Genomic DNA, 20,305 nt, shown 5'->3' with positions numbered 1-20,305 from the left:
TTGTATTGCGCTTATTTATTATATTGCAAATGTGAAGATACTTTTTTTTACAGTAGCATTATTTTTACCCCTAATTACATTTTTATATGGATATAATGCATAAAATAATGCATCATAAGGGTCTTGATACATATTTTTGTCAGGAATGTTAGTTTTGGTTTGGTCATAACGTAATTCTTCTAAACATTGAGTTGTTTTTGGTAAATCATCTTTATTTGCATAAAAGTTTCCATAACTCATAATATTTCTCATTCAAACTACTCTATTAGTTAATCCGGCTTCTTGATTTAAATTTGAAGCATGTTTAATAGCGGTTTGTGTTATTAAAATAGTATTGTGTTCATCAATTAATTTTTGATTTAATCAATCCATTGCTGTTCTTGCTTTATCATCATAAAAATAAATTGCTTGTTCAAAATTTTCAAAATTATCCATTAATCCTAAAATTTCATTAACATAAGCATTAATTTTTTCATTTTCATTTATAAAATCATTTGGAGTAACTACTAATTCACAAATAATATAAGCATCATAATAACCAGTATTATTATATTCTTTAAAACCAACTACCATAAATACAGTATGGTCTTTTGGTCCCGTAGCTCAATCAATACCAACACTATAAAAATCAAATTTATACATTTCTTTTTCTTGATTATAAAATTGTTTTAAATCATATGATTGTCAATATTTTACTGTTTTTTGAAATGGAAAATTGTTGCATCGCTATCTAAAAATTCAAAACCATAATAAACAGTATTATATTCATCTGGATTACTTTTTTCCATTTCTAATAATGTTCTTTGTTGAATGTCAGGTAATTTATTTCAAAATGGTTGAATAGTAAATCTTAAAACAAATAAACCTAAACCACTAAACATATCTTTATTTTCATAATAAACTTTACCAACTTTTTTAAGATTTTTCATGACTTCATCATTTAATGGTAAAAATGGTGTACAGTATTTTAAATAAAATGGATGATATTTATCATAAGGATTACATGTAAAAGTAATGAAAAAACTTTTATAAAAATAACGAGTAATCTTTTGTCCAAAGGTAGAACTATATATATTTTTATCAATAAATGTTCAACTTCACTCTTTAATAGGTTTATTTGATACTTTAATACGATTACTTCTAAACATAGAGTTTTGTAAACGTTCATATCGATATGTTAATTGTTTTTCAGTTAATGTTTCTTTTTCTTCTGCCATAATAATTTCATCTGTTCTTGAACCTAAAAAACTTGACCCACCTGCTTCTTTTCCAAAAATCTTATTACCATTAGCATAACCAATAAAGTCAATTTGTTGATTACTTGGAAAGATAATACATCCCCCATCCTTAGTAATTTTTCATTTAATGCCATGTGGATTATTAGGTAATAAATTAATATTATATGTATCTAATAAAACTTGACAAACATTCATTAAAGCACCAATTGTAGTTTCACTATGAGTATTTTCATATCTTCTTACTTCTTGAACACTACTATCTCTAAAATTACAACATATAAATAAATCAAATGCTAAACAGTTTCAAGTTTTTCTTGTTCCACGTGCTGTTGGAACAAAACGATAAAAACAATTAGTAGTAAAATATTCTGCTCATTCATCACCAACAAATTCTTTAAAAATATCTCAACTAAAACCATAATTATTATCACTAAAATTAAGATTATATTTTTTATTTAATTGTCCATAACTACTAATAAAAGCCATATTTACTCCTTATTTTTTAAAAAAAATTAAACTTAAATTATTAACAAACAAAAATTAGAAAGGAACATTAAAAATGTTTATATTACCATTCGCAAATCATTTTGATTGAGACAAACATGATTTTAATCAAGATGAATTAAGTTTAAAACAAACAGAAGAATTATTTGCAAAAATAGATGATTATTTATGAAGTATATGTGATAAATCTGAATATAAATCATATAGATTTAGACAACGAAAATTAAAAGCAAAAAAAGGTTTATTAACTTATAAGCGACGTATTTGTACACATTATAACACAAAAACACAAAAAATGGAGTACGTATCATTATTAGATAATTATCTTGGTGTTAAAAAATATAGTAAACTTGCACCTAACGTTATTAAACAAATTTTAAAATATTTTGCTGATGGTAAAAAGTATCGTGATGTTTGTGATACTTTTATTGAAGATTTAATAAGTAATAGTACAGTTTGTAGAACATATCAAAAATTTGAATTACCAAAAGCAAATATTCCCAAAATACCATTACAACCAAATCAAAATTTATATGTAAATATTGATGATGGTCATCGAAAATTTAAGTTTAATGAAAAACACAATACTAAAAATTGTAAAAAATGTTCGATGAGATTAATAGTAATGTGTACTGGTAAAAAGAAAAATGGAAAATTAATTAATAAAAGAGCTGTATGTAAAATAAGAGTTTCAAAAACAGAAATTGGTGCTGAAAAAACCGCAAAATTAATAGAAAAATATGGTAATTTATTTTTTGAAAACTTTGACCAAGCAAATTTAATAGTTTGTGGAGATAGTGCAAAATGAATTAGAAAAACTGCTACAATTTTAAATGCTAAATTTATTTTAGATAAATTTCATGCTTTTCATGTTTTATTTCTTGGTATAATGGCAGGAAGAAGAAAAAATCAAATTGCTAAATTACACTATCAAAATGCAATAAATTTATTTGCCAAAGGTCAATATTATGAATTAATTGATTTTTTACAATCATTAACTTTACAATATAAAAAATTAAAAGTTGGTTATTTTATTAATGCAAAAGATGGTGTATTAAACCAAGCATTAGTTGAAAATATTGGTTGCTTTACTGAAACTAATATTAAACAAATTTTAAAGCATATGATTGGTGATAGAACTTATAACATTGATATGTATACAAAAATGGTTAATTTTAAATGTTATCAAATAAATACAATTATCCAGTTATTATAAATTAAAACTTAAATTTGCTGAATTATACTTGTAAGTGCAAGTAAATAAAATTGCAAAAAATTCTCATATAAAAATTTCATAATGCTAAATTTAGTTTAGAAAAAAGTAAGGAGTTTTTATATGAGTTATAAACATCTTGGCATAGATGAAAGGATTTATATTGAGAATCAATTGAAATTTAAATTTAAAATTAGTGAAATAGCTAAAAATCTTAATCGAAGTATTAGTACTATTATTCGAGAAATTAATAGAAATAAAGATAATAATCATGATTTTTCATTAATTGCACAAAATAAAGCTGAAAATCGAAAACAATCACATATTAGTTTTCATAAGTTTAAAAATAAGAATTTAGTAAAATATGTACAACAAAAATTACTATTAGGTTGATCATCTGAACAAATTTATGGCAGAATTAAAAATTTTCATAAAGAGTGAGTTATTAGTTTTAAAACAATTTATACTTGAATTTATTTTGGAATGCTTGATAAAGTTACTAGTAAAAATTTAAGAAGAAAAGGTAAAAAACGAAAATCTAAAGAAAATCGTGGCAAGTTTAATGGTAAATCAATTAAAGAACGAGATATAAATGTTAATGATCGTATAAAACTTGGTCATTGAGAAGGAGATACTATAGTATCATCACGAGGTAAAAGCAAATCATGTTTAATAACTTTAGTTGAAAGAGTATCACGATTTACTTTAGCAATATTAGTTAAAAACAGAACTACTAAAGTTATTAATAAAAATGTCAGTTATTATTTATCAATTCTTCCTAAAAACATTGTTAAAACTATTACTTTTGATCGTGGCAAAGAATTTTCAAATTGACAACAACTTGAAAAAAATTTAGATGTAAAAATTTATTTTGCCAATCCATATTCACCTTGACAAAGAGGTACTAATGAAAATACTAATGGTTTAATTAGAGAAAAATTTCCTAAAAAATTTATTTTTTCAAAAACTAATAAAAATGAAGTTCATAAATTTATATTGTCTTTAAATCAAAGACCGAGAAAAATACTAAATTATCTTTCACCAATCGAATATTTGGATAGAAAAATAATTTAGTTGCACTTACCTTTACAATTTAGCAAATAAATAAAAATAAAATAAAACTTATTAAAGAAAACTTTAATAAGAATTTTTGAGTTATAAAAGTAAGTATTATTGTTGACTAATATTTTTGAAGTGTTAAGATTAACTTACAATTGCATATTGAAGTCTAAATTATTCTCGTCTAAACTTATAATTTAAAGACAAATTTGAATATTATTGACAACATCGGTATGCTCCCAATAAATAAATTATAGTCACTTACTAAAAATCATGACTCTAATTTTTTATCTTTTAATTCTAGTTCATCAGATAATGGTCATACTTTTGAATTTTTAGAAACATCATAACCAATTTTATCATTAGTTACTCTTGCATTATTAATAATTTCTTTTCTTGTTTCTCTACCACCACCAATAGCAATTAAATCTAAAACTGATTTTTCTTGTCCTATAAATTGTTTTGCTAAATTTCAAGGTAATATTTGTTCACTAAATCATTGTTGTAATATTCTAACTTTTGGTTGAGTTTCAATAGGCATTGATAATAGCGGAAATGCTATCTTATCTTTGACAAATAACTTTGGGTATACCTCCATATTGTCGACTTCACCAAGTACCTTTATATTGCCAAAAATCATGCTTCTAGGTGCTTTAATTTTTAAACCAATAACTTTGGTGTCTTTATCTAGTGGTTTTTGTAATTTAATAATAATTGGATAACCATCTCTTGTTTTAAAGTCTTTAATTTTAATAATAGTAATACTTTTAGTACTTCTAGTTTTTGGATTTTGATAAGGTTCTGAATAATTATTAATAATATATAAATTATCAATATTATTTTCAGTTAATGGTTCATTTATACTAACTGCATATAACTTAAATTGATTTAATAAATTTATTTCTTGAAATATTAAATTTTTAATATCAGTCATACTATATTCAATTGTATTGTCATTAATATTAGTACTTGCTCTTTGATTTAATTGCATAGTAAAATCAGATGTTTCAACAGCAGTAGTTTTTAATACTTTATCAATATCAATAAAACCTATTTTAATAGTATTTGCTGAAAATCTTAAACTATTATTTTCATTATTTTTAAATAAACGTTCAATTTCATAAATATAAATTTTTCTTTTTTTAAATTCATCGTATGCTCTATTAATATCAGGGTCACTAGTAGCACTCATCATATTAGTAAAATCATAAGGAATATTATCAATTAAATAATCATTTTCTATTTCTGCTTGATTAAGTTTAGTTTGTTTCTGTGGAAACTTCGTTTGTGGTTTGTTGTTGTTTTCCATTGTTTTCTCCTATTAATTGGTTATTTTCTGGATTAAATAATTTTAATTTAACTGTTAAGTTATTAATTTCTTGTTCATCATTAATATTAAATGTTTTACTATTTAATAAATCTTTATCTAAACGTACTAATATTTGAATAAATTTAAGAATATCAATATTAAATTGTCATAATTTTTGTTCAATATAATTAATAGTTGAAATATTTACCGCTGTACTTTCGGGAACCGATTGTTGTGCTGATTTCTTTTGACTTGGTATATGAATACCACAACGTTTAAATATTTCATTAATATTTCAATCATATATATCAGTTAAATTTTTACCTTTAAAATTACTACTTGTCATATTAATATTTTCACTTTTTTCATTATTATCACCAGTAGTTTTTCAAATATAGTTGTTAGTAACTAATGTTCTTACGGCTTCATCCATTGTAGATTTAGCATTACCATAAGTTTGGTCAAAAATAAACTTTGGTGAATTTAAAATAGTATCTAAAACAATTTGTTCATCAATAACATCTAATGCTTTAATTTTATCCATTACTTTATTACAATCTGCTAACTCATTTGCTTTATTTCTCATAATTGCTATTGGAATATAATTAATATTTAATGTTTGTTCTTGTTCTAAATTAGGATTATTACTATATTCTTTAAAAGGTAAAGGAAATTGTTTTTTATTATCACTAATACTATAAATTGCACGATTAATAGTTACTTGTTCATTATTTAATTTATAAACTTCAAATAATCTTACTGTTTGTGCATTTTGTTGATAACTATCATAAAAAATAGTACATTGAATTAATTTACCAGTAATATCATAAATTCTTTGCTGTATATCTACTACTTGAAAATATAAATCATCATTAGCAATATAAATTAAATAACCACTAATTCCTAATTTGCTTAATTTAAAAATAGAATTTCAATTCTTTCTATAAAATTCTTGTTTAATTAAATATTGTTTAATAGTTTCATTATTAATATCCAATGGAGCATTATATAAATTAGCATTATTTTCAGCAACAAAATCAGTAAAATAAGTCTCATGATTAAAATCATTAAAACCAAAATAACTTAAAATAGAAGTGTGTGTACTTTTATTTTCTAAAAAAATTAATTTAGATTTTTCTTCATTATTATTAATATTTGTTTTATCTTTTCTTGGTCAAAAAGGTTTCATTTTTTTCTCCTTTCTAAAATATTTGATTAATTTTTAAGACAATTTTTACTATAATAAATATAATTAAACCAGCAACAGCAGAAGATAATAAAACTCCAATTAAACTTAAAATAATTTTTATAATTTTTCAAATCATAATTTTATTCCTGTAATTCTTCTACTTTTCATGTATTACCTTTATCGCTACCTTTTAAAGAATAAATAGTAATAAATTTTGAGTGTTGTACTGATAAAACTAAGACATTAGTATTATTGTTAAAAACTTCTATTGGTACACCTGCTATTTTTGTATTAGTTATAATAAATTCTTTAATTGCAAAAACATTATTATATATATTTCAAGAATAATAAACTTTATATCTTTTATTAACTATAAAATCATAAGTAATTTGTCAATTATCTCATTTATTTTTTTCTCTTATTCCTACTTCTTTTCAAATTGAACTACTTGGAGGAATTGGAATTGGTTGTGGTTGTTTTTTGATAATTTCATTAATAGCACCAGCAACAGTTTTATCAGTAGTTTCTAAATTAGGAATTTCAGTACCAATAGTATTTATAGAAAAAGCATATTTGAATTGGTCTTTATCCATTTTATTGTCTAATTTTTTATCTACTTCTTCTTTTTTATAATAATCAGTTAAATCAGTTTTCCCGCAAGTAGCACTAATTTTATTATTTTCATCAATTTTAATATTTTCACCAGCAATTAACTTATCTTGTTTTTTATCTAATAATTGATTTGTTTCTAGTTTTGTATAATAATCATGTTCAGTATTTTCTTCTGCTATAAATTCAGTTGGTGTATCTATTCCTTGATATTGATATATTTCTTCTATATCACCAATTAAATTAATTTTTCCAAGTTCAGGATAAGAATTACCACCACCACTAAATTGTTTCTTTTTATTGTTATAGTAAATAGTTCCAATATTTAAAATATTTTTATTTTGTATTTGTTCTCCATAAGTCATGGAATCAACATTTAACAATTCAAATTCGTTAAAAACATTATTTAAATAAATTTTAATTACTTTATAAAATTTCATAAAGTTATTTTCTGTTGAATATTGATAACTGATTTTAATAAAATATCATTTAAATATTTCTATATTATTATTTTCAACTTTTTTTCATAAGGGACTAGTTTCAATATTAAATCAATTATTTTTAACATCATTAATATTTTCGTTTGTTTTAATTAATTCACTATTTAATTTGGTAATTTCATTTTCATTTGTAGTAATTCGTTTTTGTTGTTTAGCAGAAAAATCACAAGTTGGTGCATGTGTATAATCACCAATTTGTGGATTGTTTTGTAAAACATCAGGTGGTAATGTTCCAATTTCATTAGGTCAATCTAAAATCATAGTTTCAGTTTTTGAGTCATATTCTGTTGCAACATAACCTTTATTTATTAAATTTGTAACTGGTCCCCTATATGTTTCATTTTTATTACCATTAATGGTATCATCATATAATTTTATTTGCTTTGATAATGTAAATTCTTTTTGTTCTTGAATTAATTCATTAACTTGGTTTCTAGTATAAAATGCTTTTAAGTCAATTTTTTCAACATCTATTTCATCATTATTATAATTTGAAAATATTTGTTTTAATTCTGTTAATCTTGCTCATATTTTCATTCTACTAGGTGCTAAATCTCAAATATTAATCGTAGGAGTACTACTTGCAATAAATTGATTACCATTATTAAATTGAATAGTAGCATCAACATTAAATTCAATTGGTGTACGATTAAATACTCAATGTTCAACCATAACATAAACCATATCTCTTAAAGTTTCTTTAATTAATTCATCTTTAAAACTATCAAAAGGAAATTTAGATAAAATAAAATCAAGATAAGCATTAATATCATTTTGAGCACGAATAGCAAATGTTTTAAATCAATCATCAACATTTGGTCATGTATTTATATATTGTCGTGGTGTTTCTGTAATTGTTCCAGTTAATGGATATCAGTTATTATAATTTTCTAAACTGACACCAGTTCAAAGTTTATTAATCATATTTTATCATTCCTTAAAAAATGCTTTTTTATAACGTTTGGTTTTGGATTTAGTTTTTCTATGTGATATATGTATAATTTCTTTTTGTAATTTTTTATTTCCTTTTTTTACAACTTGATTATATGCAAATTTTTCTAAATGTCTTAACAATCCAGTACCAAATACAGTATTAACTGATAATTTTAAACCCACCCTTTTAAATGATTTATTGACATTATCAATAGGATTATTAATAACATTAACTACTTTATGATAAGTTCTAATTGTCCTTAATATTTGCCTATAAATTTTAAAACTATCTTTAATCATTTGTTGTACAACTGGTAGAGCAAAAGCAATACTTTTTAATCATTTATTTTGACTAACTCCATATCCAATATATCAACCGATATATCATCTATATCAATGAAATGGATGTATTTGAATAACAAAAGTTTCTGCTTTGATAATACTATCAATAACTACAATTGGTTTATATTTAGGATTACGATGATAAATAGTAATTCCACATTTATCTAATGATAAAGGTTGAATTTTACAAGCCATAAATACTGGTGAATTTAATGGAATTAATTGTGCATGTTTAATTGCTTTCTTTTCAGCACTTGTAAATACATCAATTGTTTTTTCTTTTAATTTATTAATTTTTTCAAATGCTTGTTTTTCTAATTTTTCGAATTTCTCTTGTAATTTATAAATATTTATTCTTATTTTTTCAAAATATGAAGTATCTTTTCAAAATTTATTTAAACCTTTTTTAAAATAAAATTTAATATCAAAATATTTAAAAGTTTGATTTGCTTTTAATACTAATTTATGAATTGAACTATTTTTAAAATTAAATTTAATTGCATTAGCACGAATTTTTTGTAAATCTAAAATTAAAGATTTTCCATATCTATTTTCTGCATGTATTGTATGAACTAAATTTAATCAGTCATGTTGGTTCATTTTTAATACTTCTTTTAAATCAGTATTATATTTTTGTAAAAAATTGTTTGCTTTATCAATATCTTTAATTTTAAATTTAGGAGTTAACTGTGGACTTAACTTTATTAATTCATTTTGTAATAATAAATAATTTTTTAATTCTTGTACTTCTAATTTTGCAAAATTATTTTTATATTGTCTTTCAGCAACAAAACCTAAATTTTGTATTATTGTTTCGCGATTTGGAGCATGGTTATAATTAAATAAATAACGTTTATTTCCAATAATTTTATCTGTTAAAATTTCTTTTCCACTTACTTGACTAATGATTTCTTGTAAATTTTTTGCTTTTTTAATGCCAATTTGTTCTAATGTTTTAGTTTTTTCTGCTAAACTAATAAATTTAGTTGTACGATAACCACGACTAATTCTATTAAGTCCAGCAAATGCAGGTAATATATTAAAAAAAGTATTTAATGGTGTAACATTTCCTTTTAAATAATCATAAACTTGATTAATAGTAAAATCAGTTAAAAACTCTACACCAACAGCACTAATACTAGCAAGTAAATCACTTGCACCTAAACCAAGTGCTAAACTTTCACTTAATCCACCAGTAAAAGGAGCAAGTGCTACTGCTATTACTTGTACACCAATCATTTCTAAAATTTCTCATCATCAACTTTTATGTTCTTGTTGTTGACTTGTTCTAGTATGTTTTGGTTTATTTATGTTTAAAAGTATTGCTGTACTAGTTGTACCAATTGGCATAATAATTATCCTTATTTAAGAGTTATTTTTATAGGATTTGTTGAACCTTGATAATTTTTATCAGTGTCATTAGTAGTGATTACTACATATAAATCTCCTGCTTTTTGGTTTTGATTACTTACATCCACTTGACCTTGGGCATCACTAAAATAATTAATAATTGGAGTTGTTAAATTTGGATTTAAATTATTTAGTTCAGTTGTATTTTTAATTGTTGTATCTAATAATTTATTCTTTTTAGTAGTATCAGCAGTAATATTAGTTGTTAATGTTGTAATTTCTTCACTTAAATATTTTTTATTAACAATACCACATAACATTCATCTTGATTCTGTTTCTGAGTTTGACATATAAGGAATAGATTCTCCTGTTACTTGTCCACCAACTAAATATCTTTTTGGAACTTTACCATCTTTAATATCTTCAACATATATACTAGTTTGTTGTAACATATATCTTTTCATTGCTTTTGGTGTTGCTAAAACAAAATTCATAATTTGATTTTTATTTTCAGTATTTTTAAATGTCATATAATCATCCATAACAATTTGACATAATACACCTTTAATATATAAATTTGTTCCATTTAATCTTAATTGTTGTGCTAGTTGATTATCAGTAATTAAACCTTTATTATCTGCTAAATAAACTAAAGTATCATAAAGACTATTTGTTATAAAAAATTTACAATTATTACTATTTCTTAATTGAAATAAAGTATTTCATGCTGATAACATTGATTTTAAATATCCTACTGGTGTTGTATCAGTAATGATTACTTTTTTGGCAGATTTAGCAATTGTATTTGTATCATTATTTGCTAAATAATCTGCTAAATCATTAGCAACTTCATATTGCATACTTTCTAGTAAATTTTGCCCATTATCTGCAAATAAATCAACTTCACCAATCATTTCTCCTGTACTAGCTTCTTTTGTAATTTCTTTAATAATTTTATCAGTATCAACATAACCAACTTCTAATCCTTTACTTTTATCATTTCAATGAAGTATTTTGAATGTTGGGTCTTTTGGTTTTTTAACTATAAATTCAATTTTTGTAGAATTAACCATTTCAATTGGAAAAAAACTTGCTCATGGACTATTTGATTGTTTATAAAATTCTATAAATTCAGGTGTTTCTACTAATTTTGTAGTATTATCTCAATTTTGTTTAAATGGCACTGGATTTGGCATTTTAAATTTTCCTTTCTTTTATAAATTATTTTTCTTTTTATAATCTAATAAACTACTTTTTATTGAAGTTTCTTGATTTGTTAATATTGTTTCTTGTTTACCACCTGTATTAATTGGTTCTTTAAATAGTGGTTGTTCTTTAATCATTTTTTTAATAGTTTCTTCAATTTTTGAATTTTCTATATTACTTGTTTTAAATTTTAAAAATTCATAAAATTCTTTTTTAACTTGATATTTTTTAAATATATTAATTATTTCTTTTTCTTTAATTTCTTGATTAAGTTTATTTAACTTATTTTCTAATTCAACAATCTTAATTTCTTGCTCTTGTTGTAAATTATTATTTTCAATTAAAGGTTCAGTATTTTGTTCAACATTAGTTTCATTTTCTAACATTTAAATCACACCTTTATTATTTATTTTCTTTTCCATTAATTTTTTCATTAAGTTTTGCTAATTTTTTTTGATGTTTCATCACTTTATTATTTCTTCTAATATGTTTTGGAGTTGTAATAAATCTTTTAAATCAAACAATTAATTCTCTACAAATTAATGTTCCTACACTTGTTCCAATAATAATTAATTCATGTAAAAATTCTTTCATTTTCAATTATTTCCTTTCAATTATTTATTTTTAATTATTCGTCAAATTGACCATTATTAATTCTTTCAATCATTGATTTTGAATTACTTATAATAGTTACCAATAAAGATATTTCTTTATTTAATTGTTCCATTCTTTCTTTATATGTCTGAATTTCATTGTTATAATATTCAATCAATTTTTCTTTATTCATTAGTTATCATCTCCTTTATAAACTATCATATGTAGTTGGTCTTTCATATAAAACATCACTACTTCCACTATTATTACTAATAGCATCACTATTAATTAATCTTCTTGTTTCATTTGTAAATGATGTTTCTTGCATTTCTTGATTATAATTTGTAGTTTCCATAGGTAATAAATTATGTATAATTTCACTTGCACCAGCAACTATTGTTGGTACTGCATAAGCATTATTAAAATCATTATTTATACCCATAGCTACACCACTTGAAATTAGACATCCACTAGTTGCCATATTACATATTTTTCTTATTACTTCAAATCTATTAGGTATTAGTTCACTTAACCCACCAATTAGATTTGATATACCATAAGTACTTAAACTAATATATGTATCTCAATCCATTTGTTGTTTATTATCATTAGTTAATAATAATGGTCATGGTGGTGTTTCTGTGGTAGTAGTTGTTAATCAAGGTGGTGGTTCAGGATTAGGATTGATTTTTGTAAATTTTGCATAATTAATTAAACCAATAGTTCCTAAACCTAATAATATTTTTTTTACTTGAATTTAATATTTTCTTTTTAGTACTTGGCATTTGATTTAAGTTTCATATATCAATTCCTAACTTTTTACTAAATAATAAAGCATTAATACTTCCTAATACTGGATTACCAATAATTTGACCATAATAAGCACTTGTACCAATCATTGCTGATAATGGACTTATTCCAATTCTTATTATTTTTAATAAAGTATAGTTATTTGATTGTACATTCGTGTCATTTGGCATTTTCATTTACTCCTTCATTTTTTGGTTTAATAAACACTTCAACTCAACCTGTATAGTGAACGTTATCACCAACTAAAATAGCAGTATTTGCATGTGGTTGAGAAACAACTAAATATTCAGCAATAACATTAGGATATTTTCATAAAATAATTGCTTTTATATCATTACTATCTGTTAAATCTTTGGGATTTGGTGAAAATATTTCTATTTTATCTTGACCAAATAAATCTGTTAATTTAGTCATTATCAAATTCACCTTTTTCTATTTTTTCAATTAATAAATTTAAAATATTTTTGTCCAAATCAGAGTTTGTATAATTAATTTTTTTAGTTCATTTAATTATATCTTTCATATATTTAAGTAATTTTTCTTTATTCATTATTTATTCTCCTTATTTAAATAATATCAACCAATTAATAAACTATCTGCTTCATCATGATTTGATATTTTTATATTTCAATTATTTCTTTAATAATTTCTTCAGCAACATATATACTTAGTTCTTTATCTCAAGGTCTTAATCAAAAAATAGGTGGGTCATAACGTTCATATCATTTCTTTCATTCACTTGGACTTATTAACATATCTTTTGTTAATAATTTATTAAATTGTCCTGCAATAAAACCACGTAAATGTTCTTGAGTTTCATAACCAATACCATTTTTTGAATTAAAAGTACCACGTTCAATAATTAAATCCAATTCATTATCATTAACTTTTATATCTCAATAAAATTTTCTTTGTCCATCATATTCTTTTAAATTATAACTTTTAACAAATATTGGTTTTCAATTTCAAAAATCATATTTATCATGTAAATAAACTTTTTTTCATAAAGTAAATCCAGTATTTTTAATACTTGGGTCAATTGAAAGTAAATAATTAGTCATTATCAAATCACCGGTCTTTAATTCTGGTTTTAATTGGTTTATAAACTTCTTCATAATATCCGTTTAAGCGATATGTGTTTTTAAGATATTGCATAAATCTTTCTTTATTAATACAATTTTTATGTCTTGATTTATTAATTTCATCAACTTTATTTCTATGTTCTTTATCACCTTGATAACAATGTTCACATACATTTCTCAGCAGTTTTTTTCGCAAGTAAATAAATCATGTTTTTTATCACATACACAACAATCTTCACAACATACTTCTTTATTCATTATTTATTCTCCTTTCTATTATTTCTTTCTTGCTTTATTAAGAAATTTATTCAAATAATTTGATTATCACCATCACCTAATTTTTTTAAAAGATATTCATATCTTTTCTTAAAATCTTCACTATCAATATCTCTATCTTGGTAAATTATTTTTTTCAATTTTTTTATTTTATACAAGGTTTTTGGAGAATATATTTCTCCATGCATGCAAAGAAAACATTTCATTATTTATTCTCCTTATTTTCAATTTGATTAGCAATTTCACTTAATATTTTTAATACTTTATATTCATTTTTTAATTCTTTAATAATAAATATTAAAAATATTATTAGTGTTATACTTGTTATTAATATTGGTGCTATTAATAAAATTTCTCATCATATCATTTTTTACTCTTTTCATTTTTTAAATCATTTAACATTAATTGAACAAAATACACGATTTTAGGAATGTTTAAAGTATTAAAAATTTGACCAGTGACAATAATTTCATCGTTTTTGTTTAATAAAATACATCGGTTATAAAATTTTGGATTATTAAAAATTAAAGTAACATAGTTTAAACCATTTCATTGACCACGAACACTATAATATAATTCTTTATTACCTTTTTCGTAATATTTTGCTTCAATAGTGTTACTTAGTTTTACTGTTAATTTGACATAATTGGCTTTATCTTTCATTTTTATAATTCCTTAAATAGTATTAATGTGTTTATATGCATCTTGTTCATGTTTTGTTAATTTTATATTTCCTTTATAATTTGTTATTTTATTTTTATTTTTTGGTTGGTTTTCTAGATAATCTCAGTTGAAAACATCTTGTACTAATACCATTAATGAACCAATAATTTTAGGAGTTGCTAATGGATTAGTTAATAATTGTTTTGAACTTAAAAAGAAATTTTCTACAATAACTAATATTTTGTTTTCAAAAAATTGTTCTTTGATTATTGATAATATTCTTTTATAACGATTTTTACTTTCAAAAACATGTGTTGTGTTGAATGTTTCTGTATAAATAATCCTATTTGTTTCATTTGAATATATAACAATTCCATTATTACCAATACCAGCGGGGTCAATCCCAATAATTAAGTCATATTGCATTATTAATCAAATTCACCATTTTTAATTTTTTGATTTAATTGAGATATAAGATTTAATCTTCCATTAAAACAACTTTTTCAAAGTTTAGTTACTTTTTCATCGTCTCTCATTTCTTTATTTCATTCTCATTCATCTTTAAGATATTCAAGTATTTTTTCTTTATTCATATTTATACCTCCTACTTAACCTAATATTTAAAATACAGTCATAACAAATTGCTTTACTATTTTTATCTCTTAAAAAATATTTTCTTGTTTTTATATCATTAGTATTAAAGAATAAATAATCTAATTTATTTTGTTTACATGTTCAACAAAAATACTTTTTCATTATGAGTTGAAATTTCCTTATAAGAAGTAACTATATAATTAATTGGTAAATCATCATGTTTATATGGATTATTTATTTTAAAACCTTTTCTGTTTTCTTCTCACGTAATGTTATATTTAAAACAAGGATTAGTAATTTTAGTTTTGTTATCTGTTATTTCACCCATAAATCAACTATTATGCTGTTCATAAAATGTTAATTGTTCAAGTTTTATATCATTAAGATAATATTATTTTGGAGCAGTTGGTTTATTAACAGTTATTTTTTGGTCTTTAATATATGGTTCTAATAACTTTATTAATTCATTACCACTTAATTCTTTTTTAATATTTTCTAAATTAAAAACTCAATATGTGCAACTGTTATCAACAATAAAAGAATTATTTTTAATCATTCATTTTGGAAGAGATAATTTATATTCAACATAATCAATAAGAATAGATTGTGGTTTATCTTTAACAATTTGTTCTTTTTTAAATTCTATTTGCATAATAATCCTTTCCTAATATGTTCTGTTGCTTCTAGCATAAAGAACATATATTTTTATTCTTAGATTATTAATAATACTACTATTTGTTTTATTCATTCCAGCAATTCTGGGCTCAAAAATAAATTGTGAAATTTTAAAAAACATTGAGGCATTCGATTCAATATTTATTTAATTTGCGTTTAGCAAATTAATATTTTAATTGAACCGGTCCCGCTCAATTTTTTTTACAAGTTTGAAATTTATTTTCTCGCCCAAAAATTTTTCAAAAAAAAATAAAAAATAAAACCAACACTTGCTCACTTGGTAGTGGCAAGGTTGGTTAAATAAAGAATAATAGTTGGTCCCCACTCCGGGTCTATATATACTAGTTTCCAATTCGCTCCCACCCCAAGAATTACCATTTCTGGTTAGTATATTTTATTAGGTATCACTCCACTTTTTATTTATCCATGCAAGTCCACATGCTAGCTACTATTTTTAACAACTATGTTGTAGTTCACTTTTTTAGTTCCCAACACGTGTTGATAATAGTGCTAAAGACGGTTATTAAAAATTTTAAAATTTTACAATTACAAAAAAAGACAAGAATTTTATTCTCGTCTTTTGTCATTTATTTTTTAATTTAATAGTTTAAAAAAGAAAGGAGTTATTTTTAAAAATTTTTATTTATCGACATCTTCGGTACGCTCCCGTTAAGATAATGAATTGGATTTAATTATTGAACGTGGTACTTTTAATTCAAAAAATGGTATTGGTTATGACACTCAAGAACATTTACGTGGTTTTATTGCAGGACAATTTAATAAATTATTAACAAAAGATATGTTAATAAGTCCAAGTGAATGAAAGAAATGATATGAACGTTATGACCCACCTATTTTTTGATTAAGACCTTGAGATAAAGAACTAAGTATATATGTTGCTGAAGAAATTATTAAAGAAAATAATTGAAATATAAAAATATCAAATCATGATGAAGCAGATAGTTTATTAATTGGTTGATATTATTTAAATAAGGAGAATAAATAATGAATAAAGAAAAATTACTTAAATATATGAAAGATATAATTAAATGAACTAAAAAAATTAATTATACAAACTCTGATTTGGACAAAAATATTTTAAATTTATTAATTGAAAAAATAGAAAAAGGTGAATTTGATAATGACTAAATTAACAGATTTATTTGGTCAAGATAAAATAGAAATATTTTCACCAAATCCCAAAGATTTAACAGATAGTAATGATATAAAAGCAATTATTTTATGAAAATATCCTAATGTTATTGCTGAATATTTAGTTGTTTCTCAACCACATGCAAATACTGCTATTTTAGTTGGTGATAACGTTCACTATACAGGTTGAGTTGAAGTGTTTATTAAACCAAAAAATGAAGGAGTAAATGAAAATGCCAAATGACACGAATGTACAATCAAATAACTATACTTTATTAAAAATAATAAGAATTGGAATAAGTCCATTATCAGCAATGATTGGTACAAGTGCTTATTATGGTCAAATTATTGGTAATCCAGTATTAGGAAGTATTAATGCTTTATTATTTAGTAAAAAGTTAGGAATTGATATATGAAACTTAAATCAAATGCCAAGTACTAAAAAGAAAATATTAAATTCAAGTAAAAAAATATTATTAGGTTTAGGAACTATTGGTTTAATTAATTATGCAAAATTTACAAAAATCAATCCTAATCCTGAACCACCACCTTGATTAACAACTACTACCACAGAAACACCACCATGACCATTATTATTAACTAATGATAATAAACAACAAATGGATTGAGATACATATATTAGTTTAAGTACTTATGGTATATCAAATCTAATTGGTGGGTTAAGTGAACTAATACCTAATAGATTTGAAGTAATAAGAAAAATATGTAATATGGCAACTAGTTGATGTCTAATTTCAAGTGGTGTAGCTATGGGTATAAATAATGATTTTAATAATGCTTATGCAGTACCAACAATAGTTGCTGGTGCAAGTGAAATTATACATAATTTATTACCTATGGAAACTACAAATTATAATCAAGAAATGCAAGAAACATCATTTACAAATGAAACAAGAAGATTAATTAATAGTGATGCTATTAGTAATAATAGTGGAAGTAGTGATGTTTTATATGAAAGACCAACTACATATGATAGTTTATAAAGGAGATGATAACTAATGAATAAAGAAAAATTGATTGAATATTATAACAATGAAATTCAGACATATAAAGAAAGAATGGAACAATTAAATAAAGAAATATCTTTATTGGTAACTATTATAAGTAATTCAAAATCAATGATTGAAAGAATTAATAATGGTCAATTTGACGAATAATTAAAAATAAATAATTGAAAGGAAATAATTGAAAATGAAAGAATTTTTACATGAATTAATTATTATTGGAACAAGTGTAGGAACATTAATTTGTAGAGAATTAATTGTTTGATTTAAAAGATTTATTACAACTCCAAAACATATTAGAAGAAATAATAAAGTGATGAAACATCAAAAAAAATTAGCAAAACTTAATGAAAAAATTAATGGAAAAGAAAATAAATAATAAAGGTGTGATTTAAATGTTAGAAAATGAAACTAATGTTGAACAAAATACTGAACCTTTAATTGAAAATAATAATTTACAACAAGAGCAAGAAATTAAGATTGTTGAATTAGAAAATAAGTGAAATAAACTTAATCAAGAAATTAAAGAAAAAGAAATAATTAATATATTTAAAAAATATCAAGTTAAAAAAGAATTTTATGAATTTTTAAAATTTAAAACAAGTAATATAGAAAATTCAAAAATTGAAGAAACTATTAAAAAAATGATTAAAGAACAACCACTATTTAAAGAACCAATTAATACAGGTGGTAAACAAGAAACAATATTAACAAATCAAGAAACTTCAATAAAAAGTAGTTTATTAGATTATAAAAAGAAAAATAATTTATAAAAGAAAGGAAAATTTAAAATGCCAAATCCAGTGCCATTTAAACAAAATTTAGATAATACTACAAAATTAGTAGAAACACCTGAATTTATAGAATTTTATAAACAATCAAATAGTCCATGAGCAAGTTTTTTTCCAATTGAAATGGTTAATTCTACAAAAATTGAATTTATAGTTAAAAAACCAAAAGACCCAACATTCAAAATACTTCATTGAAATGATAAAAGTAAAGGATTAGAAGTTGGTTATGTTGATACTGATAAAATTATTAAAGAAATTACAAAAGAAGCTAGTACAGGAGAAATGATTGGTGAAGTTGATTTATTTGCAGATAATGGGCAAAATTTACTAGAAAGTATGCAATATGAAGTTGCTAATGATTTAGCAGATTATTTAGCAAATAATGATACAAATACAATTGCTAAATCTGCCAAAAAAGTAATCATTACTGATACAACACCAGTAGGATATTTAAAATCAATGTTATCAGCATGAAATACTTTATTTCAATTAAGAAATAGTAATAATTGTAAATTTTTTATAACAAATAGTCTTTATGATACTTTAGTTTATTTAGCAGATAATAAAGGTTTAATTACTGATAATCAACTAGCACAACAATTAAGATTAAATGGAACAAATTTATATATTAAAGGTGTATTATGTCAAATTGTTATGGATGATTATATGACATTTAAAAATACTGAAAATAAAAATCAAATTATGAATTTTGTTTTAGCAACACCAAAAGCAATGAAAAGATATATGTTACAACAAACTAGTATATATGTTGAAGATATTAAAGATGGTAAAGTTCCAAAAAGATATTTAGTTGGTGGAAAAGTAACAGGAGAATCTATTCCTTATATGTCAAACTCAGAAACAGAATCAAGATGAATGTTATGTGGTATTGTTAATAAAAAATATTTAAGTGAAGAAATTACAACATTAACAACTAATATTACTGCTGATACTACTAAAAAGAATAAATTATTAGATACAACAATTAAAAATACAACTGAACTAAATAATTTAAATCCAAATTTAACAACTCCAATTATTAATTATTTTAGTGATGCCCAAGGTCAAGTTGATGTAAGTAATCAAAACCAAAAAGCAGGAGATTTATATGTAGTAATCACTACTAATGACACTGATAAAAATTATCAAGGTTCAACAAATCCTATAAAAATAACTCTTAAATAAGGATAA

35 protein-coding genes are annotated in these 20,305 nt (G+C 22.8%); 10 read left to right on the top strand and 25 right to left on the bottom strand.

From position 1 onward, the window contains the following. Positions 1–18: 18 nt before the first annotated feature. Both AAHM79_RS07220 and AAHM79_RS07215 read right to left on the bottom strand, forming a co-directional pair. A complete protein-coding gene (locus tag AAHM79_RS07220) occupies positions 19–642 on the bottom strand; it encodes a hypothetical protein (RefSeq protein WP_342257493.1) in 624 nt (207 codons plus the stop codon). Positions 643–692: 50 nt separating this feature from the next. Further along, on the bottom strand, positions 693–1,724 hold the full coding sequence (locus AAHM79_RS07215) for a hypothetical protein (protein ID WP_342257492.1): 1,032 nt from the start codon (positions 1,722–1,724) through the stop codon (positions 693–695). Positions 1,725–1,797: 73 nt separating this feature from the next. On the opposite strand from AAHM79_RS07215, the gene AAHM79_RS07210 reads away from it, so the two are divergent. Further along, entirely contained in the window at positions 1,798–2,958 is a 1,161-nt protein-coding gene (locus AAHM79_RS07210) for an Mbov_0401 family ICE element transposase-like protein (protein WP_338957526.1), read from the top strand. Between the two features lie 120 nt (positions 2,959–3,078). Continuing rightward, positions 3,079–4,029 (top strand): IS30 family transposase, encoded by a 951-nt coding sequence (locus tag AAHM79_RS07205; protein WP_342257491.1) that lies wholly within the window; start codon positions 3,079–3,081, stop codon positions 4,027–4,029. A gap of 175 nt (positions 4,030–4,204) precedes the next feature. Here the strand turns inward: AAHM79_RS07205 and AAHM79_RS07200 are convergent, their stop codons facing one another. The 23 genes from AAHM79_RS07200 to AAHM79_RS07090 form a co-directional block, all read right to left on the bottom strand. Continuing rightward, positions 4,205–5,323, bottom strand: coding sequence for a hypothetical protein (locus tag AAHM79_RS07200; RefSeq protein WP_342257490.1), 1,119 nt, complete (start codon positions 5,321–5,323; stop codon positions 4,205–4,207). Beyond that, positions 5,274–6,512 carry a hypothetical protein gene (locus AAHM79_RS07195; protein WP_342257419.1) on the bottom strand — a complete coding sequence of 413 codons (1,239 nt, stop codon included), beginning with the start codon at positions 6,510–6,512 and terminating at the stop codon, positions 5,274–5,276. The genes AAHM79_RS07200 and AAHM79_RS07195 overlap by 50 nt, the downstream gene beginning before the upstream one ends. A gap of 13 nt (positions 6,513–6,525) precedes the next feature. Next, positions 6,526–6,648 carry a hypothetical protein gene (locus AAHM79_RS07190; protein WP_338957828.1) on the bottom strand — a complete coding sequence of 41 codons (123 nt, stop codon included), beginning with the start codon at positions 6,646–6,648 and terminating at the stop codon, positions 6,526–6,528. A gap of 4 nt (positions 6,649–6,652) precedes the next feature. Then, on the bottom strand, positions 6,653–8,545 hold the full coding sequence (locus AAHM79_RS07185; protein WP_342257420.1) for a hypothetical protein: 1,893 nt from the start codon (positions 8,543–8,545) through the stop codon (positions 6,653–6,655). Positions 8,546–8,548: 3 nt separating this feature from the next. Further along, complete coding sequence (locus AAHM79_RS07180; protein ID WP_342257489.1) at positions 8,549–10,246, bottom strand: hypothetical protein; 1,698 nt, start codon at positions 10,244–10,246, stop codon at positions 8,549–8,551. 11 nt (positions 10,247–10,257) lie between these two features. Then, complete coding sequence (locus AAHM79_RS07175; RefSeq protein WP_342257421.1) at positions 10,258–11,442, bottom strand: hypothetical protein; 1,185 nt, start codon at positions 11,440–11,442, stop codon at positions 10,258–10,260. Positions 11,443–11,460: 18 nt separating this feature from the next. Further along, positions 11,461–11,838 (bottom strand): hypothetical protein, encoded by a 378-nt coding sequence (locus AAHM79_RS07170; RefSeq protein ID WP_342257219.1) that lies wholly within the window; start codon positions 11,836–11,838, stop codon positions 11,461–11,463. A 16-nt stretch (positions 11,839–11,854) separates the two neighbouring features. Beyond that, positions 11,855–12,046: a hypothetical protein gene (locus tag AAHM79_RS07165; RefSeq protein ID WP_338957816.1), complete on the bottom strand. Its 192-nt coding sequence runs from the start codon at positions 12,044–12,046 to the stop codon at positions 11,855–11,857. A 34-nt stretch (positions 12,047–12,080) separates the two neighbouring features. Beyond that, on the bottom strand, positions 12,081–12,239 hold the full coding sequence (locus AAHM79_RS07160) for a hypothetical protein (RefSeq protein ID WP_338957552.1): 159 nt from the start codon (positions 12,237–12,239) through the stop codon (positions 12,081–12,083). Positions 12,240–12,254: 15 nt separating this feature from the next. Next, entirely contained in the window at positions 12,255–12,638 is a 384-nt protein-coding gene (locus AAHM79_RS07155; protein ID WP_342257220.1) for a hypothetical protein, read from the bottom strand. Positions 12,639–12,753: 115 nt separating this feature from the next. Next, entirely contained in the window at positions 12,754–13,026 is a 273-nt protein-coding gene (locus tag AAHM79_RS07150; protein WP_342257221.1) for a hypothetical protein, read from the bottom strand. After that, a complete protein-coding gene (locus AAHM79_RS07145; protein WP_338957557.1) occupies positions 12,995–13,270 on the bottom strand; it encodes a hypothetical protein in 276 nt (91 codons plus the stop codon). The genes AAHM79_RS07150 and AAHM79_RS07145 overlap by 32 nt, the downstream gene beginning before the upstream one ends. Then, complete coding sequence (locus tag AAHM79_RS07140) at positions 13,263–13,406, bottom strand: hypothetical protein (protein ID WP_338957559.1); 144 nt, start codon at positions 13,404–13,406, stop codon at positions 13,263–13,265. Before AAHM79_RS07140 ends, AAHM79_RS07145 begins: the two co-directional genes overlap by 8 nt. Before the next feature lie 70 nt (positions 13,407–13,476). After that, positions 13,477–13,971: a hypothetical protein gene (locus AAHM79_RS07135; RefSeq protein WP_342257318.1), complete on the bottom strand. Its 495-nt coding sequence runs from the start codon at positions 13,969–13,971 to the stop codon at positions 13,477–13,479. Then, positions 13,910–14,134 carry a hypothetical protein gene (locus AAHM79_RS07130; protein ID WP_342257317.1) on the bottom strand — a complete coding sequence of 75 codons (225 nt, stop codon included), beginning with the start codon at positions 14,132–14,134 and terminating at the stop codon, positions 13,910–13,912. Before AAHM79_RS07130 ends, AAHM79_RS07135 begins: the two co-directional genes overlap by 62 nt. A gap of 61 nt (positions 14,135–14,195) precedes the next feature. Beyond that, on the bottom strand, positions 14,196–14,402 hold the full coding sequence (locus tag AAHM79_RS07125) for a hypothetical protein (protein ID WP_342257316.1): 207 nt from the start codon (positions 14,400–14,402) through the stop codon (positions 14,196–14,198). Between the two features lie 17 nt (positions 14,403–14,419). Next, positions 14,420–14,581: a hypothetical protein gene (locus tag AAHM79_RS07120; protein ID WP_338957563.1), complete on the bottom strand. Its 162-nt coding sequence runs from the start codon at positions 14,579–14,581 to the stop codon at positions 14,420–14,422. Then, positions 14,557–14,877 carry a hypothetical protein gene (locus AAHM79_RS07115; RefSeq protein WP_342257315.1) on the bottom strand — a complete coding sequence of 107 codons (321 nt, stop codon included), beginning with the start codon at positions 14,875–14,877 and terminating at the stop codon, positions 14,557–14,559. Before AAHM79_RS07115 ends, AAHM79_RS07120 begins: the two co-directional genes overlap by 25 nt. Positions 14,878–14,889: 12 nt before the next feature. After that, positions 14,890–15,303 (bottom strand): hypothetical protein, encoded by a 414-nt coding sequence (locus AAHM79_RS07110; protein ID WP_342257422.1) that lies wholly within the window; start codon positions 15,301–15,303, stop codon positions 14,890–14,892. Positions 15,304–15,305: 2 nt separating this feature from the next. Next, the gene (locus tag AAHM79_RS07105) at positions 15,306–15,470 is read right to left on the bottom strand and encodes a hypothetical protein (RefSeq protein ID WP_338957566.1); all 165 of its coding nucleotides are present in this window, start codon (positions 15,468–15,470) and stop codon (positions 15,306–15,308) included. 134 nt (positions 15,471–15,604) lie between these two features. After that, complete coding sequence (locus tag AAHM79_RS07100) at positions 15,605–15,799, bottom strand: hypothetical protein (protein ID WP_342257314.1); 195 nt, start codon at positions 15,797–15,799, stop codon at positions 15,605–15,607. Between the two features lie 63 nt (positions 15,800–15,862). Then, entirely contained in the window at positions 15,863–16,123 is a 261-nt protein-coding gene (locus AAHM79_RS07095; protein ID WP_342257423.1) for a hypothetical protein, read from the bottom strand. A 12-nt stretch (positions 16,124–16,135) separates the two neighbouring features. Further along, on the bottom strand, positions 16,136–16,267 hold the full coding sequence (locus AAHM79_RS07090) for a hypothetical protein (protein WP_338958910.1): 132 nt from the start codon (positions 16,265–16,267) through the stop codon (positions 16,136–16,138). Positions 16,268–16,828: 561 nt separating this feature from the next. On the opposite strand from AAHM79_RS07090, the gene AAHM79_RS07085 reads away from it, so the two are divergent. Genes AAHM79_RS07085 through AAHM79_RS07050 form a run of 8 tightly spaced genes read left to right on the top strand, consistent with a single transcriptional unit; the run spans position 16,829 to position 20,299 of the window. Further along, positions 16,829–17,152, top strand: coding sequence for a hypothetical protein (locus AAHM79_RS07085; RefSeq protein WP_342257488.1), 324 nt, complete (start codon positions 16,829–16,831; stop codon positions 17,150–17,152). Beyond that, positions 17,152–17,295 (top strand): hypothetical protein, encoded by a 144-nt coding sequence (locus AAHM79_RS07080; RefSeq protein WP_338957559.1) that lies wholly within the window; start codon positions 17,152–17,154, stop codon positions 17,293–17,295. The genes AAHM79_RS07085 and AAHM79_RS07080 overlap by 1 nt, the downstream gene beginning before the upstream one ends. Then, positions 17,288–17,563: a hypothetical protein gene (locus AAHM79_RS07075; RefSeq protein ID WP_338957557.1), complete on the top strand. Its 276-nt coding sequence runs from the start codon at positions 17,288–17,290 to the stop codon at positions 17,561–17,563. Before AAHM79_RS07080 ends, AAHM79_RS07075 begins: the two co-directional genes overlap by 8 nt. Continuing rightward, positions 17,532–18,302, top strand: coding sequence for a hypothetical protein (locus tag AAHM79_RS07070; protein WP_342257487.1), 771 nt, complete (start codon positions 17,532–17,534; stop codon positions 18,300–18,302). Before AAHM79_RS07075 ends, AAHM79_RS07070 begins: the two co-directional genes overlap by 32 nt. Before the next feature lie 15 nt (positions 18,303–18,317). After that, positions 18,318–18,476, top strand: a complete 159-nt coding sequence (locus tag AAHM79_RS07065; protein ID WP_338957552.1) for a hypothetical protein — start codon at positions 18,318–18,320, stop codon at positions 18,474–18,476. Positions 18,477–18,510: 34 nt separating this feature from the next. Then, complete coding sequence (locus AAHM79_RS07060) at positions 18,511–18,702, top strand: hypothetical protein (RefSeq protein WP_338957816.1); 192 nt, start codon at positions 18,511–18,513, stop codon at positions 18,700–18,702. A 16-nt stretch (positions 18,703–18,718) separates the two neighbouring features. Beyond that, entirely contained in the window at positions 18,719–19,096 is a 378-nt protein-coding gene (locus tag AAHM79_RS07055; RefSeq protein ID WP_342257486.1) for a hypothetical protein, read from the top strand. A gap of 18 nt (positions 19,097–19,114) precedes the next feature. Further along, a complete protein-coding gene (locus AAHM79_RS07050; RefSeq protein WP_342257485.1) occupies positions 19,115–20,299 on the top strand; it encodes a hypothetical protein in 1,185 nt (394 codons plus the stop codon). Positions 20,300–20,305: the final 6 nt, after the last annotated feature.

This window comes from Spiroplasma endosymbiont of Nomada ruficornis, assembly GCF_964030795.1.
Classification (GTDB): Bacteria; Bacillota_I; Bacilli_A; order Mycoplasmatales; family VBWQ01; genus Spiroplasma_E; species Spiroplasma_E ixodetis_A.
The sequence above is the reverse complement of the archived record's forward strand: the minus strand, read 5'-3'. Positions and strand labels throughout refer to the sequence as shown.